Consider the following 15,415-nt stretch of genomic DNA (forward strand, 5'->3'; position numbering starts at 1 on the left):
ATGTTGCAGGATCGTGGCCGCGCCTGGGCCAGGGCGGGGGCGCCGATGATCGCGGCGCTGGGCGTCAGCCTGGCCTTCGGGATCGGCGTCGTCCACGCCGAAGACAACAGCTGCCAGTTCCGCAACGGCCCCGCCCACCTGGGCGTCCAGCCCGGACCCGCGCCGGCCAATATCGACGGCCTGGCCTGGAAGGTTTCGTTGGGCGGCCCGATCGTCGCCAGCCCGATCCTGTGCGACGGCGTCCTCTATGTGGGGGCCAAGGACGGCGGCTTCCAAGCGGTGGAGCCGGCGACCGGCCAGACCCGCTGGCGCTTCGTCGCCGACGCTCCGGTCACCGCCAGCGCCGCGATCGCCGACGGCCTGGCCTATTTCCAATCGGACGCGGGCACGATCTACGCGGTGCGGACAGCCGACGGAAAGCCGGCCTGGAGCCGCAAGACCGGCGCCGACCTGCCGTTCATGAACTACAAGCCCGGCGTCGACTTCTGGGACTACTGGACCTCGTCGCCCCTAGTCGCCGACGGCGTCGTCTATATCGGCGGCGGCGACGGGGTGGTGCGGGCGCTGGACACGCGGACGGGCCGGGTGATCTGGACCTACGCCACGCGCGGCCGGGTGCGGGCGACGCCGGCCACCGACGGCAAGCGGATCTATGTCGGCAGCTTCGACGGCGCGATGTACGCCCTGGACCGCGCCGAAGGGATGCTGGCCTGGTCGTTCCAGACCGAGGGCAACAGCGATTTCAAGATCGGCTCGATCCAGTCCTCGGCCGCCGTGGCCGACGGCAAGGTGCTGTTCGGCAGCCGCGACTACCGCCTCTACGCCCTGGACGCCGAGACCGGCAAGCCGGCCTGGATCGCGCCGCACAAGGGCTCATGGGTGATCGGCTCGCCGGCCGTGATCGACGGCAAGGCCTGCGTCGGCAGTTCGGACTGGAAGGTCGTCCAGTGCGTCGACCTGAAGATCGGCCAGGAGGTGTGGCGGGTCGAGGTGGGCGCTCCGGCCTTCTCCTCCCCGGCGGTTGTCGGCCAGACCCTGGCCGTGGCCACCCTGGGCGGGTTGCTCTGGCAACTGAACCTGGCCGACGGGAAAACCGTGTCCGGCTTCGGCAGCGACGGTCGGCTGATCGGCACGGCCTGGATCGAGGGCGGCGCGATCTATGTCGGGTCCGAGAACGGGACGCTGTACGCGCTGACGGCGGAGGGGAAGTAGGGGGAGGGCGGGCGGTTCCAAAACGCTCAAAAACAGCTCGTCATCCCGGGCTTGTGCCCGGGACCCCGCTATCCGCCGCAAGTGCGGGAGCGTGGCGCGCCAGCGCGCCACTTCACTTCACCGTCAGCTGAACCCGGGATCCCGGACACAGGGCCCGGGATGACGGAGGAAGGGAGGCCGGGCCAAGGCGACGGCGCTACCCATGCTCAATCCTCCCGCTTGGCCCCGTCCAGGTCCCGCTTCAGCTTCTCCGCCCGGGCCGCGTCCAGGGTCTTGTCGGCCTTGGTGCGGCCGAACTTGGCGCGGTTCTCGGCGGCCTTGGTCTTGGCTTCGGTCTTGGCCTTGGCCTTGCGGGCCTGGTTCAGGTTGAGGATTTCGGCCATGGCCTAGCCCTTCTTCTTCGGTCCAGCGGGGGGCGGCGTCGCCGGCCGCAGGATCAGCGTCGACTGCAGGCGCAGGGTCTCGCCCTTCTTCAGCACGAACGGCGCCCGTCCAGGGAAGACGCAGTTCTGCATCGACAGTTCCTTGCGCAGGATCCAGCGGGTGATCGGCGCGCCGTTGGCCTTGCAGGCCAGGCCCACCGTCCAGGCCGGCGCGCCGTCGCCCGCGGTCCAGGCGAAGCCCATGGCCTTGCCGGCCTCGACCGGTCCGACGGCCGGGGTCACGGTCTTGCCGCCCGAGCCGAAGTTCAGGCGGTCGGGCTTGATCAGCCGCACCGAGAAGCCGCCATAGCCCTTGGCGTCGTCGCTGCCGCCCAGGGCCAGGGTGTCGCTGCGGGCGGTGATCACGGTGTCGAAGTCGATGCGCCGCGCGCCGTCCTTCAGCGGATAGACGCGGACCTTGGTGGTCTCGCGGGCCACATAGTTCACCTCGGGCGTGGAATTGACGATCCAGTCGGCGTTGACCACCAGGGTCCCGCCGCCGGCCGCGTCGCCCTTGAAGCGCTTTTCGCGGACGTTGAAGGTCAGGCCCTTCATGAACCAGCCGTCGGCGACGTTTTTCCCGTCGACCAGCACCTGGTGCCAGCTCCAGAACGCGCCGCGCTGGTGCAGGTGGTCGGCGGGCCGGTCCTCGGTCAGCACCGCGCCGTCGGGCGCCCAGATCGGGTGGACGTAGTTCAGCCGCCCCGGCTCGCGGGGATCGGCGGCGGCCGTGCGGTAGAACAGGACGCTCTTGCCGCCGTCGGTGATGGTCACGCCGTCGGCCGCGAACACTGCGTCCACGCGGGGCAGGGGCGTGACGGGAGGCGGGGCGGGCGCCGGAGCGGTTTCGGGCGCCGCCGGGGCGGCCGCCGCTGCGACGGGCGCGGCCTCCGCCGCCTGGGCCCAGGCGGTTCCCGTCCAGGCCGTCGCGCCGGTCACGACGAGCAGGGCGGCGAGCGGTCGGATCATCGGTGTTTCCTCAGGCGGGGACGGTGGTCTTCCGAGTGATAGCCAGGAACGCGACCCGCGCAAAGTCGCAACCTTGACTAGAACATAAAGCGAACACCTCGCGTCCGCAAGTCCGTTGGAAACTGCGCTGCGGGCTCGGCCGTTGCCCTCCCGAACGTCCATCAAAAGGAGGATCCCCATGATCGACGCCTCGCAACTCCGCGAACATCTGGAAGTGGTCGGCTCGGACGGCGGCCACGTCGGCCGCGTGGACCACGTGGTCGGCGGCGAGATCGAGCTGGCCAAGCTGGACCTGGGCGGCGGGCTCAAGCACCACCTGATCCCGATCACCTGGGTCGACCATGTCGACGAGGACGGCGTGCACCTGAACCTGACCAAGGACGACGCCAAGGCCCGCTGGCGCGAAAAGCACTAGGTCGCGCGCCGCAAGCCGTTCGCGGCAAGCCGATTGACAGCTTGGCCGCGCTGACCGATCCCTCGCCCGCAACGGGTGAGGGATCGCGCATGTACCAGCTCTACTACAGCCCCGGCACGGCCAGCCTGGCGGTCCACTGGATGCTGATGGAGATCGGCGCGCCCTTCGAGCTGGTCCTGACCGACACGGCCACCGGCGCCCAGAAGCATCCCGACTATCTGAAGCTCAATCCCAGCGGCGTGGTGCCGACCCTGATCGTCGACGGCGCGCCCGTCTGCGAGGTGGCGGCGATCCTGATGCTGCTGGCCGAGCGTCATGCCGAGGCGGGCCTGGCCCCGGCGGTCGGCGCGCCCGGGCGGGCCGCCTATCTGCAATGGATGGTCTATCTGGCCAACACGGTGATGCCGGCCTTCCGCGTCTGGTTCTATCCGCACGAGCCGGCGGGCGAGGACGGGGCCGAGGCGGCCACGGCCGCGTCGCGGGCGCGACTGGAAGCGATCTGGGACCGTATCGACGCCCATCTGGCCCGCCAGGATGGTCCCCATATGCTGGGCCAAGGGTTGTCGGCCGTGGACGTCCTGGCGACCATGCTGATGCGCTGGTCGCGCAACATGCCCAGGCCCGCGACCGAGTGGCCCCACATCGCCCGCTACCTAGCCCGCATGCGCGCCATGCCGTCGCTGCGCGAGGTCCATGCCCGCGAGGGGCTGACGGACTGGATCGACGGCTAGGACTTTCGGGCTAGGCGGCGGCCCGCGCCAGCGGCTTGCGCCAGGGCGCGATCACCGCCGCCAGGGCCAGCAGGGTCAGGTTCACGCCCAGCGAGACGCCGCCGAAGGCCAGTCCGCCGAACTTCACGGCCTGGACGACGACGACCGCCGCCAGGATCGCGCTGGTGGCGATCCGTAGGCTGACGATCCAGAAGCGGGCGTCCTTGACCGCCACGGCGGCGGCGACCAGCACGGCCAGCGGCGCCCAGAACGTCCAGACCGGCGGGACCTTCAGCGCCAGCTGCAGGGCGGCCGACAGGGCCAGGGTCGCGGTCGAACCCCAGACGATGGCCGCCCAGGCCTTCTCCAGGCGCTCGGCGGGACGGCCCCGGTCACGGCGGCGGGTCAGCCAGATGGTCACGCCGCTGCTGGTGACCACGCACAGGGCCGCGCCCAGCAGGCCGTAGGCGATCTTGACCGGCAGGCCGCCGAACGAGCCGAAGTGCAGCGGATAGGAGGAGGCGAAGACCTGCTTGCCCAGTCCGTCGTCCGACAGGCCCAGCTTCCTGGTCATGCGGCCCTGGACGTCGAAGGTGTAGCGCTCGGCGTAGATCAGCCGCTTGGGCATCAGGGCGTTGACCTCGACCAGCTGCCCCCTGGTGCCCAGGGCGGTCAGCGAGATCAGGGTCGGCTTCAGGTCCGGCTTGCCGTCGAACCAGGCCAGGGTGGCGACCAGGTCGGGGAAGGGAGCCGGGGTCGGGTCGGCCCTGGGGACCTCGCCGTAGATCGGGGCGGTGACCTTGGCGATGTCGCCCTTGGTCGTCACCCCGGCCACCGCGAACAGCAGCAGGGTGGCCAGGCCGATATAGGCTCCGGTCCAGGCGACCACGAGGTGGAACGGCGCGCCCCAGACGCTGAGGCGGTTGTGCAGGTCGGCCTGGGACAGCCGCTTGGCGCCGGCCCAGCGGAAGGCGAAGGCGTCGCGGAAGATCTTGGGATGGGCCAGGAAGCCGGAGACGATCAGGCCGGTCAGGGCCGCGCCGACCAGGCCCACCACGATCAGGCCGATCGTCTCGGGCAGGTGCAGATAGATGTGCAGGTGCTCGAGGAAATGCGCCCAGGGCGCGCTGGCCTCGCCGGCGATCCGGCCCTGGGCGTCGGCGACGAACACCTGCTCGCCGACGAAGGCGTGGAGGCGCGGCATGTCCGGCGTGGGCAGGCCCATATAGACGACGCCGGCCTTGGGATGGGCCTTGGTGATGGCCTCGGCGAAGGCCTGGACGGCCTGCGGGCTGGCGACGGTCTGGGTCGGGGCGGCGGGTTCTTCCCACAGCTTCAGCTCGTTGAGGAAGACGGCGACCGTGCCCGACAGGCAGACGATGTAGATCAGGGCGGCGGCCACGAGGCCCAGGCCCGAATGGCCCGACAGCACGGTGCGCACGAAGGCCGGCGGGACCTTGGGCCAGATCGACGGGCGGTTTACCGGTTCGGTCTTCTCGGCGGTTTCGGGCGGCGTGGCGGCGTCCATGGCGATCTTCCTAGTGCGGCCGCAGGACGACGGCGAGGGCGCAGACGGCGGTGAAGGCGACCAGGATCGCCGTGGTGCGCAGCAGCTTGCGGTCGGCGCAGGTCCAGACCATCGCCCCGGCCAGCACCAGGGGCGCGCCGAAGGCGGCGGTGACAAGCTTGTCGGCCGGGGCGCCGGGCGTCCACAGCGCCATGGCGACGCCGGAGGCGACGCCCGCGGCGGTCGAGACCGGCAGGGCCAGCAGCACGGTGGCGACGGTGCGGGGCCAGGTGGTGGCCGGACCGGTGGCGGGGTCGGCGCCGCCCGCCGTGGCGCGGATCGGCTTGGCCTTCTTGCCGTGCGGCAGGGTCCAGCGACCGCTGACGACGATCAAGACGGTGGCGGCGACGGCGACCAGCAGGGTCGAGATCGCCACGCCGCGGTCCCCGCCGGCCCAGGGCCCCAGCAGGGCGGCGGCGACGACCAGCAGGGCCCAGCCGCCGGCGATCAGCCCGCCGCGCGGCTTGGGGTTGCGCTTCCAGGCCAGCCACAGCAGCCAGACGCCGACGGCGACCGCCAGGGTCGCCGTCCAAGCCAGAGCGATCTGGAGCGTCGGGGTCATGGCTACCAACTGCGCTTGAGGCCGACCTGGACGGTCCGCTGCTCGCCGAACCAGCACCAGTCGGCCGAGTAGCATGACGAGACGTAGCGCTTGTCGAACAGGTTGGTGGCGCTGCCGGTGGCCTGCCAGCCCTCGAGCGACGGGCTCAGCTTGCTCAGCTCGTAGCTCAGGGTCAGGTCGACCAGGGTGTAGGAGGGCGACTTGAACGAGTTGATGTTGTCGCCCCAGCTGGGGCCGACGTAGCGGACGCCCAGGCCGCCGGCCAGGCCGTCCAGCGCGCCGGGGAAGTCGTAGTCGACGAAGGCCGAGGCGGTCTTCTCGGCGACGCCCACCGGGGTCAGGCCCAGCAGGCCGTCATTGCTCTTGGTGTACTCGACGTCCAGCTTGGTGGCCGCGGCGGTCACCTTCAGGCGGTCGGTCAGCTTGGCCCGGCCCTCGAACTCGACGCCGCGCGAGCGCAGTTCGCCGCCCTGGACGCTGAAGTTCGGGTGCACGGGGTCGGCGGTCAGGGCGTTCTTGCGGTTGATCTCGAAGGCGGCGAGCGTGGCGTAGATGCGCTTGTCCGGGGACTCGTACTTCAGACCGGCCTCGACCTGGTCGCCGGTGACCGGGTCGAACGGCTTGCCGGAGAAGTCGGTCTGGCCCTGGGGCTCGAACGACTGTGACCAGCTGGCGTACGGCGCGAAGCCGTTGTCGAAGTGGTAGAGCACGCCGACGCGCGCGGTGGTCTTGCCCTGGTCGATCGTGGTCGGGAAGGGCGTGGCGCCCAGGGCCAGGGTCTCCTGCTTGACGTCGTCGCGGCGCAGGCTGACCAGCGTGACCAGGGCGCCGTACTTGATCTGGTCCTGGGCGTAGTAGCCGATCTGCTCCTGCTTGATGCGGCTGTCGGAGGCGTAATAGCCGTTACCCGCCACGCGCGGATCCAGGATCGTCTGGCCGTAGACCGGGGCGAAGATGTCCAGGTTCGGGGCCGTGCCCAGGCCGAACTGCACCTTGGCCATCATGTGCTGGTAGTCGACGCCCAGCAGGACGTCGTGGGTCAGGACGCCGGTGGCGAAGTGGGCGCTCAGCTGGTTGTCGACCGCGAAGCCGTCGTTGCTCTCCAGCGAGGCCGCCGTGCCGCGGGTCAGGGTGCGGTTGTCGGCCAGCAGGCCGGCCGCGTAGACCGACTCGTAGTTGGCCTCGACTCGGGTGTAGCGAAGGTTCTGGTGGACGGCGAAGACGTCGTTGAACCGGTGCTCGGCCAGGTAGCCGATCTGGGCCTGGGTGCGGTTGTAGGCCTCGAAGTTCGGGTCGCCGTCGTAGAAGTCCGGCTCCAGCTGGCCCAGCGGGTTGGCGAAGGCCGAGCCCTTGGACGGGGCCGAACCGTAGGAGTTGGACTTCGGATCGTGCTGGTAGCGGCCCAGGACGGTCACGGTGGTGGCGTCGTCGGGACGCCAGGTGAACGAGGGCGCGACCAGGATGCGCTCATATTCGGTGGTCTGGGCCTGGCCGTCGCCCTGACGGTAGATGGCCAGCAGGCGGTAGGTGTAGCGCGGATCGCCGGCGATCGGGCCGGTGGTGTCGATCGAGGCGTCGACCAGGTCGCGGCTGCCGACGCGGACCTCGAACTCGCCGCCGGCGACCTCCTTGGGGGTCTTCGAGACGAAGTTCAGCAGGCCGCCGGGGGGCGAGTTGCCGTACAGCACCGAAGCCGGGCCCTTGAGGATCTCGATGCGCTCGACCGAGGCGGCGTCGACCTGGGCGTCGGCGTACCAGCCCGGATACTGGCTGGACAGGCCGTCCAGGAAGGTGGTCGTGACGTCGAAGCCGCGCAGCTTGAACTGGTCGTAGCGGGTGACCGAGCCGCCGCGGGTCTCGGGCGTGACGCCGGCCACGTAGCGCATGGCCTGGTTCAGCGAGGTCAGGCCCAGCTGGTCGATCTTCTCGCCGGTGATGATCGAGACCGACTGGGGCGTCTCGACCAGCGGGGTGGCCAGCTTGCTGGCGGTCGAGCCGACGGTGTCGTGGGCGCGGGCCGTGACGGTGACGCCCTCGACCGAGGTCTTGTCGTCGGCCGCAGCCTCCGCCGCCATAGCGGACAGGGGAACGGCGGTCGCCAGCAGGGCGAGCAGCAGGGCTTTGGACTTCACGACCACCTCAAACGCTAGTGAGACTTATTCTTAATCGCGCTGCTTAAGGTGAGGCTCGTTCAGTTGCAAGTCATTCTCATCACGTAAGGTCATATAAATGGGCGCGCGCGGTCGCGGCCCTTATCGGCCCGACTTCAGGCTCTGCTCCATCCGGGTGTTCAGGTCCTGGAAGGAGCGCACCAGGTCGTCGCACGACGCCTTGTCCGCCTCGCACAGGACCTGCATCCGCAGCGACGTTCCGCCGTCGACTTCCACGGCCTGGCGTTTCACCGCCGCGGGATAGGCCGGATGGCCGGGCGGCGCGAACGACCAGACCGCGCTCGACGCCTCGTCGAAGGCGACTGTCCAGCCGTCGCGGGTCGAGAATTCGATGTCCTTGCGCCGGTGCAGTCCTTCCAGGGCGGCGGCGACCGTGGCGTAGCCGATGGTGCTTTCGGTCGCCTCGGGGAGGGGCGCGTTGACTTGGGGCGCGTCGGTTTGGGACGCCGCGAAGTTCGGGCAGTTGGCCGACAGGCGCGCCCAGGTGGCGTCCAGTTCGGCTTTCGAAGACTTCTGGGCGGTGGCGTTGTCGATATAGTTGTCTTCCTGGCGCATGACGTGGAACGCGCCGCCGGTCGCGGGCTGGTGCAGGATCAGATAGCCGCAATGGCGATCCACCCGCTGGAAGCGGCTGACCAGGTCGATCGCCGCATAGACGCCGGGATAGGGCGCGGCGGACGGATCCTTGCTCCAGGTGACAGTGGTGATGCGTCGTTCGACGACGTCGCCCGCGTCGGCCCTGAAGCGGTCCGCGGTACGGGAAAACGCGTCATAGGGAAGCTGGCTCTGGTGCTCCTTGGTCAGGAACCCATAGGCTTCCCGGGTCCTGCCGCCATCAAGGGCCGCCAGGAAGGCGGTCACGGTCTTGCGCGCCGCGTCTTCCTGTTCTGTGGACGGGATCCAGCCGGGGGCCGAGTCCGAGCTCACATTGACCTGACGGGGCGCGCCGGAAGCCGGAGCCAGTGCGTGTGCGGCCCCGACCGGCGTCGCCGAAAGGAGCGCGGCGAAGGTCACGAGGAGGACAGTCGAAGGCTTGGACATAAGGCCAAGCTACACCGTGGGTTGGGCGAGGCAACCGCCCGTGGTCCTCCCCCCGCGACCGCCTAGCGCTGGGCCAGGGCGCCGGCGAAGTCGATCACGCACATGGAGCCGTAGGCGCGGTGCGGGCCGCAGGCCACGCCGGCCAGCTGGTAGCCGGTGGCGAAGATGTTGCGGCGGTGGCCGCGGCCCGGCACGCCGCTGTCGATGATCAGTTGGCGGACGACGTCGCGGGGATCGTCGTAGCCGTACGAGATGTTCTCGGCCGACACGCCGGCCCAGACGCCCTGGCCGCGCAGGCGCTGGCCCAGGCCGCCGGCCGCGCCGTGGCCGACGTCGCCCCGCGCGCCCTGGGCGGCGGTGTGCTGGTAGGCGGCCGCGGCGATGCGCCGGTCGCCCTTCAGCGGGGGCAGGGGGGACTGGCGCTCCAGGAATTCGATGGCGTCCGCGACAGCGGCGGGATCGTCGGCGTCGCGGAGCTCGCGGCGCAGTTCGCGGGCGTATTCGGCGGGCCGGGCGCGGGCGAAGTTCATCTCGTCCAGCACGGCCTCGTCGAGGCGGGTGGAGGTCAGGGACGCCGATCGGGCGGCGGGCGTCAGGACAAGCAGAAGCAGGCCGGCGAGCGCCGGGACGAAGGCCATGCGGCCGGAAATGCGCATGCGCGCTCCCCGTGAATCAGACGCCCCGGGTCTGACCTAGCATGCTCCGTCGATGCGTGCAGTCGCGCGGAATGTCGCGGCGAGCCTTTCGCTCAGCGAGGATCGCCCGGCGGCTTGGAAGCGGCTTCGGCGGCCTTGGCGGCGGCCTTTTCGGCGGCCTTCTGTGCGGCCTTTTCGGCCTTCAGCCGATCGCGTTCCTGACGTTCGAAGGCGTAGTTGGGCGTGCGCGGCATGACGAGCGTCTCCCTGTTCCGCTAGGAACGCGGCCAGGGGGAAACGGTAGCGCGGATCGAATTGGATTTACAGCCGTCATCCTCGCCGGAGGGCGAGAATGACGGCCGCGGAGGCTCAGGCGCCTATTTCACGCTGGCGCAGAAGCGCTGGATGCGCGCGCAGGCGTCTTCCAGCACGTCGTTGCTGGTGGCGTAGCTGATCCGGAAGAACGGCGACAGGCCGAACGCCGCGCCGTGCACCACGGCCACGCCCTCGGCTTCCAGCAGTTCGCCGGCGAAGTCCTCGTCGGTCTCGATGACCTTGCCCGACGGCGCGGTCTTGCCGATCAGGCCGGCGCACGACGGATAGACGTAGAACGCGCCTTCCGGGGTGGGGCAGTGCAGGCCGGTGGCCTGGTTCAGCATCGACACGACCAGGTCGCGGCGCTCCTGGAACAGCTTGGCGTTCGGCTTGATGAAGTCCTGCGGGCCGTTCAGGGCCTCCAGCGCCGCCCACTGCGAGATCGAGCAGGGGTTGGACGTGGTCTGGCTGATCATCTTGCCCATGGCCTTGATCAGCGCTTCCGGGCCGGCCGCGTAGCCGATCCGCCAGCCGGTCATCGAATAGCCCTTCGAGACGCCGTTCATCGTCAGTGTACGGTCGTAGAGCTTGGGCTCGACCTGGGCGATGGTGGTGAACTCGAAGTCGTCGAACACCAGGTGCTCGTACATGTCGTCGGTCAGCACCCAGACCTGCGGGTGGCGCAGCAGGACCTCGGCGATGGCCTTCAGCTCGGCGCGCGTGTAGGCGCCGCCCGAGGGGTTGGACGGGCTGTTGATGATCAGCCACTTGGACTTGGGCGTGATCGCCGCTTCCAGCGCTTCCGGCGTGATCTTGAAGCCGCTCTCGGCGGTGGTCTCGACCGAGACGGGCGTGCCGCCGGCCAGCAGGGTCATGTCGGGATACGACACCCAGTACGGGGCGGGGATGATGACCTCGTCGCCCGGGTTCAGGGTGGCGACCAGGGCGTTGTAGATCACCGGCTTGCCGCCCGGAGCGACGTGGACCTGGCTCGGCTTGTAGTCCAGGCCGTTCTCGCGCTTGAACTTGGCGCAGATGGCGGCCTTCAGCTCGGGCATGCCGTCCGGGTCGGTGTACTTGGTCTTGCCGGCCTTGATGGCGGCGATGGCGGCGTCCTTGATGTTGTCGGGGGTGTCGAAGTCCGGCTCGCCCGCGGACAGGGCGATGATGTCACGTCCAGCCGCCTTCAGGGCGCGCGCCTTGGCGCTGATCGCGATGGTGGCGGACGGGGCGATGCGCCGCAGGGCGGCGGACTCGAGCGACATGGTTCAGGACTCCCCTGGGAGGACGTGGACTCGAAAGCCCGGTTTCAGGATTGCGGCGGTCTTTACGCCCGCGCTTGCCGCGGTGCAACGCAACAAAGGGCCGAAAGCGTGGGGTTCTTGCGCGTTTCGAACACTCAAGGTACCGCTATCATACAAATACGAGAGGCCGCGCCGCACGGCGGGCGGCCCAGGAGGAAACGACCAGCATCGTCCGCCGTCGGCGGGGGATCGACGCACGCCGCGTCTCATGAAGGGGGAAACATGACGAAGATCGCGATCCTGGCCGCCGTGGCGGCGCTGAGCCTGTCCGCCGCCGCGCCGCCGGCGGCCCGCGCGGCCGAGCCGGCCGCCCAGGGCATCATGAAGTACGCCATCAACAAGCCGTCCGTGGCCTGGAACGTCTACGGACCCGGCCAGACCAACGCGCCGGTCAAGGACAAGGCGGTGGTCGGCGGGAACGGCGTGCGGGTCCAGGTCACGTCGCCGACGCCGGACAAGCCCTGGGACAGCGCCGCCGGCCAGGCCGTCAACGGCAAGATCGCCAAGGGCGACATCGTCACCATCGCCTTCTGGGCCAAGGCCGAGCCGGTGGACGGCGGACCGGCGACGGCCAACATCACCTCGGTGCGTGTCCAGCAGGCGGCCGAGCCCTGGGGCGGGATCGTCGAGGGCAAGGTCGCGGTCACCAGCGGCGACTGGCAGATCTACACCGTCAGCGGCCGCGCGAGCATGGACGCCGACAAGGGCGGGGCGGGCGTCGCCCTGCACCTGGGCTCGGCCAAGCAGACCGTGGTGCTGGGCCCGCTGTTCGTGCTGGACTTCGGCCCGAACTACGACCCGTCGATGGCGGCGAAGTAGGGCTACTTCCCGGCCGCCCGCATGTGGTCGATGAACGCCGTCAGGTGCCGGCCCAGATAGGCCAGGGTCTTTTCGTCGATCACCTGGCCGTTCTCGATCTTGGTGTGGGCCTGGCCGACCAGCATCTCGCTGAGCGGCCAGTACTCGGCCGAGACCTTGCGCAGCGACTGGCGCAGGGCGTCCTGGCCGCGGACCGTGCCGGTGACGCCCGGCGAGGCGCCGACGATGCACGCGGTCTTGCCCGCCAGGGCGGAGGGCGAGCCGCGCGAGGCCCAGTCGATGGCGTTCTTCAGCACGCCCGTGATCCCGCCGTTGTATTCGGGGCAGGCCAGCAGCAGGGCGTCGGCGCCGCGGATGGCGTCCTTCCAGGCCGTGACCGGCTCGGGGTCGCCCTGGTCCTCGACGTCCTGGTTGAACAGCGGCAGGTCGTGCAGGCGGAAGATCTCGATCGTCACGCCCTCGGGCGCGCATTCCTGGGCGGTGCGCAGCAGGGCGGTGTTGAACGAGGCGGCCCGCAGGCTGCCGGAGACGCCGAGAAGTTTCATGGAAAAGGCTCCGCCGCTGATGGCGCGAACCTAGTCAGCGTCGCCGCGGAACGAAAGCTGGATCAGGCGGTCAGGACGGTCCGCATCGCGGTTTCGCCCAGGCTGCTCCCGAGACCGCTCACCTGCGCCTCGACATGGGTCCACAGGCGCTCCAGGTCGCGGGCGGCAGGGCTGTCCGGCTCGTGCTCGGCCACGCAGCGGCCTTGCGCCATCGCCTTCTGGAAGGCCTCGCGCGAGCGCAGGCCGTGCGGGGCCAGCGGCAGGCCGCAGAACCGCAGGGCCTCCATGATCTCGGGGAAGGCCACCGGGGCCACTTCGGGCCGGTTGGTGTGGGCCTGGTTCAGCACTACCAGCCCGCCCTTGCCCAGGCGCCGGACCGCTTCGGCGGTGCGCACGATCGGGGCCAGGTCGAGGAACGAAGGGCGACCCGCGACCAGGCAGAAGTCGGCGACGTTCACCGCCTGGGCGACGTCGGCCTCCGGCGCGGCGGGGGTGTCGATGAACAGGTAGTCGTAGCCCTCGCGCATGGCGTTGGACTTGGTCATGAACAGCTTGCCGGCGGTGATCTCGGCCAGGGCCGGCCCCGGTGCGGGACGAGCCCGCAGGGCGTCCGACGCGGACCGCTGCGGGTCCATGTCGGCCAGCAGAACCCTGTGACCGGCCAGATAGGCCATCAGCGCCAGGTTGACGGCCAGGGTGGTCTTGCCCGATCCGCCCTTTCGGGAAAGCACAGTAATTGTCTTCACGACGTGCACTCTTTGCCCATACCGAGCGACTGGAGGCCGCAAGGTTCCCCAAGGTGGCCAAGTGTTATGGTCAAGATGTAAACAGAACTTCAACCTGCGGATTATCTGGCGTTTACGGTAAAATTGCTACAAACCATTGGCCGTGCTGCGAAAATGCCGCAGCGGCGACAGGTTCAGCCGGCGCGGGCGTCGCGTCCGCGGCCGTCCAGGGCCAGCAGGGCGGCCACGTGGCTCCACAGGCGGTCGATTTCCTGGGCGGCCGGGGCCTGCGGATCCCACTCGGCGACCGACAATCCCCGGGCGATCGCCTGCTGGTAGATCGCCCGCGACCGCAGCCCGACCGGGGCGATGGGCAGGCCGCAGAAGCGCAGGGCCTCGATGGCCTGCTGCACGCTGGCCGGCTCCAGTCCCGAGCGCCTGGACGGCGCCTGGTTCAGCACGATCAGCCCCGCCTTGCCCAGGCGCCGGACCATCTCGGCCGAGCGCGCCACCGAGGCGATGTCGAGGAAGGTCGGCCGGCAGACCAGCACGCACAGGTCGGCCGAATTGACCGCCACGGCCACGTCGGCGTCCGGCGCGGCGGGGGTGTCGATCAGCATCACGTCATAGGCGTCGTGCACGGCTTGCGACCGGGTCTGGAACAGCTTGCCGGCGTTGATCTCGGCCAGGCCGGGGCCCGGTTCGGCGCGGGTCCGCAAGGCGTCGGACGCCGAGCGCTGCGGGTCGAGGTCGGCCAGCAGGGTCTTCCAGCCCGCCAGGTGGGCGGTGAGGCCCAGATTGATCGACAGGGTCGTCTTGCCGGCCCCGCCCTTGCGGGAGATCACAGCCAGGGTCTTCACGTGGGACGCTCCCCCCAACGCATCCCGTACAGAGCGCTTTCCGCAAGGTCGGGAGCCTGTGGATAACTTAGCCGCGCCTTACGACAGCTTCGCAACGGGAATGTCGCCTCGCGGGAAACTTAACCTTGCCGCGGACCCGTCCCACGGGAAGCTTGACGAGAAAATGAGCGGCCGATGGGCGATTTGCGTCCGCGGCGTGCTTGACCGGGCGTTGGGCATGGGCGAGGCAGGCGCATGCTTCGTCGCCTGATCGACTTCTTCACCAACATGGACGCCAAGGCCTGGCGCACGATCGCGGTGTCGTTCGTGCTGTTCGGCGGGGTGGGCGTGGTCTTCCTGTTCGGGGCCCAGCTGCTGGGCCTGAACGGCGAGGTGACGGTCGAGCAGTGGCTGGGCGCGGCCCACGGGCCCTGGGCCCTGCCGGTCGCGGTCAGCGCCTTCGCGGTCCTGGCCTTCATCGGCGTGCCCCAGTTCGTGCTGATCGCGGCGGCGGTGGTGGCCTTCGGGCCCTGGACCGGTTTCGCCTACAGCTGGATCGGCACCCTGGTCTCGTCCCTGGTCGGGTTCTGGCTGGGGCGGGCGTTCGGGGGGCGGCTGCTGAAGGACCTGGCTGGCGACGGCGTGGCCAAGTTCATGAAGCTGATCGGCCGCAACGGCTTCCTGGCCAGCCTGATCGTGCGCCTGGTGCCCTCGGCGCCGTTCATCGTCGTCAACATGGCGGCCGGCGTCACGCCGATGAAAATCCGCGACTTCGCCGCCGGGACCGCCGTCGGCATCATCCCGAAGATCGCCCTGACCGCCTTCGCCGGCAATTCGATCGTCCAGGCCCTGAAGGGCGGCGGCAAGCAGCACATCGTGATGCTGGTGATCGCCGTCGCGGTCTGGATCGGCGCCGGCCTGATCGCCCGGAACTGGCTGAAGAAGCGCGAGGAAGCGGCGGACTAGGCGAGGGCGGTTCGCGCGTCTCGGCGCGATCTCCGGGGCGTTTGACGCGTGAACCTCGCCAAGTCGTGGTTGAGTTGACCCGCCGCCCCACCTGTGCGGGTGAAAACTTGCTCCGCATGCGGCGAATTGATCGATTAACGCAAAATGCTTGCCGCTTTTCGGGGCGCTGTGTAGAAAGCGAACCATGAACGTCGCGCG

The 15,415-nt window shown here is 69.7% G+C and carries 16 protein-coding genes and 1 pseudogene; 5 read left to right on the top strand and 12 right to left on the bottom strand.

All coding sequences use genetic code 11. From position 1 onward, the window contains the following. On the top strand, positions 1-1,212 hold the full coding sequence (locus BR39_RS0121865; protein WP_081916947.1) for a PQQ-binding-like beta-propeller repeat protein: 1,212 nt from the start codon (positions 1-3) through the stop codon (positions 1,210-1,212). Between the two features lie 206 nt (positions 1,213-1,418). On the opposite strand, the gene BR39_RS26260 is transcribed toward BR39_RS0121865, so the two are convergent. Then, positions 1,419-1,595 (bottom strand): DUF4169 family protein, encoded by a 177-nt coding sequence (locus tag BR39_RS26260; RefSeq protein ID WP_081916948.1) that lies wholly within the window; start codon positions 1,593-1,595, stop codon positions 1,419-1,421. Between the two features lie 3 nt (positions 1,596-1,598). Continuing rightward, on the bottom strand, positions 1,599-2,603 hold the full coding sequence (locus BR39_RS0121875; protein ID WP_029916165.1) for a DUF6807 family protein: 1,005 nt from the start codon (positions 2,601-2,603) through the stop codon (positions 1,599-1,601). Between the two features lie 178 nt (positions 2,604-2,781). Here BR39_RS0121875 and BR39_RS0121880 point away from each other — a divergent pair, with 178 nt between their 5' ends. Both BR39_RS0121880 and BR39_RS0121885 read left to right on the top strand, forming a co-directional pair. Beyond that, a complete protein-coding gene (locus BR39_RS0121880; RefSeq protein ID WP_029916167.1) occupies positions 2,782-3,018 on the top strand; it encodes a DUF2171 domain-containing protein in 237 nt (78 codons plus the stop codon). 89 nt (positions 3,019-3,107) lie between these two features. Further along, positions 3,108-3,749 carry a glutathione S-transferase family protein gene (locus BR39_RS0121885; RefSeq protein WP_029916169.1) on the top strand — a complete coding sequence of 214 codons (642 nt, stop codon included), beginning with the start codon at positions 3,108-3,110 and terminating at the stop codon, positions 3,747-3,749. 10 nt (positions 3,750-3,759) lie between these two features. On the opposite strand, the gene BR39_RS0121890 is transcribed toward BR39_RS0121885, so the two are convergent. The 7 genes from BR39_RS0121890 to BR39_RS0121925 all read right to left on the bottom strand — a co-directional run bounded on the left by BR39_RS0121890 (position 3,760) and on the right by BR39_RS0121925 (position 11,284). After that, positions 3,760-5,256 carry a PepSY domain-containing protein gene (locus tag BR39_RS0121890; protein ID WP_051696014.1) on the bottom strand — a complete coding sequence of 499 codons (1,497 nt, stop codon included), beginning with the start codon at positions 5,254-5,256 and terminating at the stop codon, positions 3,760-3,762. Between the two features lie 10 nt (positions 5,257-5,266). Continuing rightward, the gene (locus BR39_RS0121895; protein ID WP_029916173.1) at positions 5,267-5,857 is read right to left on the bottom strand and encodes a hypothetical protein; all 591 of its coding nucleotides are present in this window, start codon (positions 5,855-5,857) and stop codon (positions 5,267-5,269) included. Between the two features lie 2 nt (positions 5,858-5,859). Beyond that, positions 5,860-7,989 carry a TonB-dependent siderophore receptor gene (locus tag BR39_RS0121900; RefSeq protein ID WP_029916175.1) on the bottom strand — a complete coding sequence of 710 codons (2,130 nt, stop codon included), beginning with the start codon at positions 7,987-7,989 and terminating at the stop codon, positions 5,860-5,862. Between the two features lie 120 nt (positions 7,990-8,109). Continuing rightward, positions 8,110-9,042, bottom strand: coding sequence for a DUF4019 domain-containing protein (locus BR39_RS25935; protein WP_231499534.1), 933 nt, complete (start codon positions 9,040-9,042; stop codon positions 8,110-8,112). Positions 9,043-9,131: 89 nt separating this feature from the next. Beyond that, positions 9,132-9,725: a CAP domain-containing protein gene (locus BR39_RS0121915; protein WP_051696018.1), complete on the bottom strand. Its 594-nt coding sequence runs from the start codon at positions 9,723-9,725 to the stop codon at positions 9,132-9,134. 92 nt (positions 9,726-9,817) lie between these two features. Beyond that, entirely contained in the window at positions 9,818-9,958 is a 141-nt protein-coding gene (locus BR39_RS26840; RefSeq protein ID WP_197026746.1) for a hypothetical protein, read from the bottom strand. A 123-nt stretch (positions 9,959-10,081) separates the two neighbouring features. Then, positions 10,082-11,284 carry a pyridoxal phosphate-dependent aminotransferase gene (locus BR39_RS0121925; RefSeq protein ID WP_029916179.1) on the bottom strand — a complete coding sequence of 401 codons (1,203 nt, stop codon included), beginning with the start codon at positions 11,282-11,284 and terminating at the stop codon, positions 10,082-10,084. Positions 11,285-11,545: 261 nt separating this feature from the next. Here BR39_RS0121925 and BR39_RS0121930 point away from each other — a divergent pair, with 261 nt between their 5' ends. After that, entirely contained in the window at positions 11,546-12,142 is a 597-nt protein-coding gene (locus BR39_RS0121930; RefSeq protein ID WP_029916181.1) for a carbohydrate binding domain-containing protein, read from the top strand. A gap of 2 nt (positions 12,143-12,144) precedes the next feature. Here the strand turns inward: BR39_RS0121930 and BR39_RS0121935 are convergent, their stop codons facing one another. From BR39_RS0121935 to BR39_RS0121945, 3 genes are all read right to left on the bottom strand, one after another. Next, positions 12,145-12,687, bottom strand: a complete 543-nt coding sequence (locus BR39_RS0121935; protein ID WP_029916183.1) for an NADPH-dependent FMN reductase — start codon at positions 12,685-12,687, stop codon at positions 12,145-12,147. A 62-nt stretch (positions 12,688-12,749) separates the two neighbouring features. Beyond that, positions 12,750-13,418, bottom strand: a complete 669-nt coding sequence (locus BR39_RS0121940; protein WP_337687675.1) for an AAA family ATPase — start codon at positions 13,416-13,418, stop codon at positions 12,750-12,752. A 188-nt stretch (positions 13,419-13,606) separates the two neighbouring features. Further along, positions 13,607-14,272 (bottom strand): ParA family protein, encoded by a 666-nt coding sequence (locus tag BR39_RS0121945; RefSeq protein ID WP_029916188.1) that lies wholly within the window; start codon positions 14,270-14,272, stop codon positions 13,607-13,609. 234 nt (positions 14,273-14,506) lie between these two features. On the opposite strand from BR39_RS0121945, the pseudogene BR39_RS0121950 reads away from it, so the two are divergent. Then, positions 14,507-15,225 (top strand): annotated as a pseudogene (locus BR39_RS0121950) (TVP38/TMEM64 family protein); the annotation flags it as partial. Between the last annotated feature and the right edge of the window lie 190 nt (positions 15,226-15,415).

It is taken from the genome of Caulobacter sp. UNC358MFTsu5.1 (assembly GCF_000712075.1).
GTDB lineage: Bacteria > Pseudomonadota > Alphaproteobacteria > Caulobacterales > Caulobacteraceae > Caulobacter.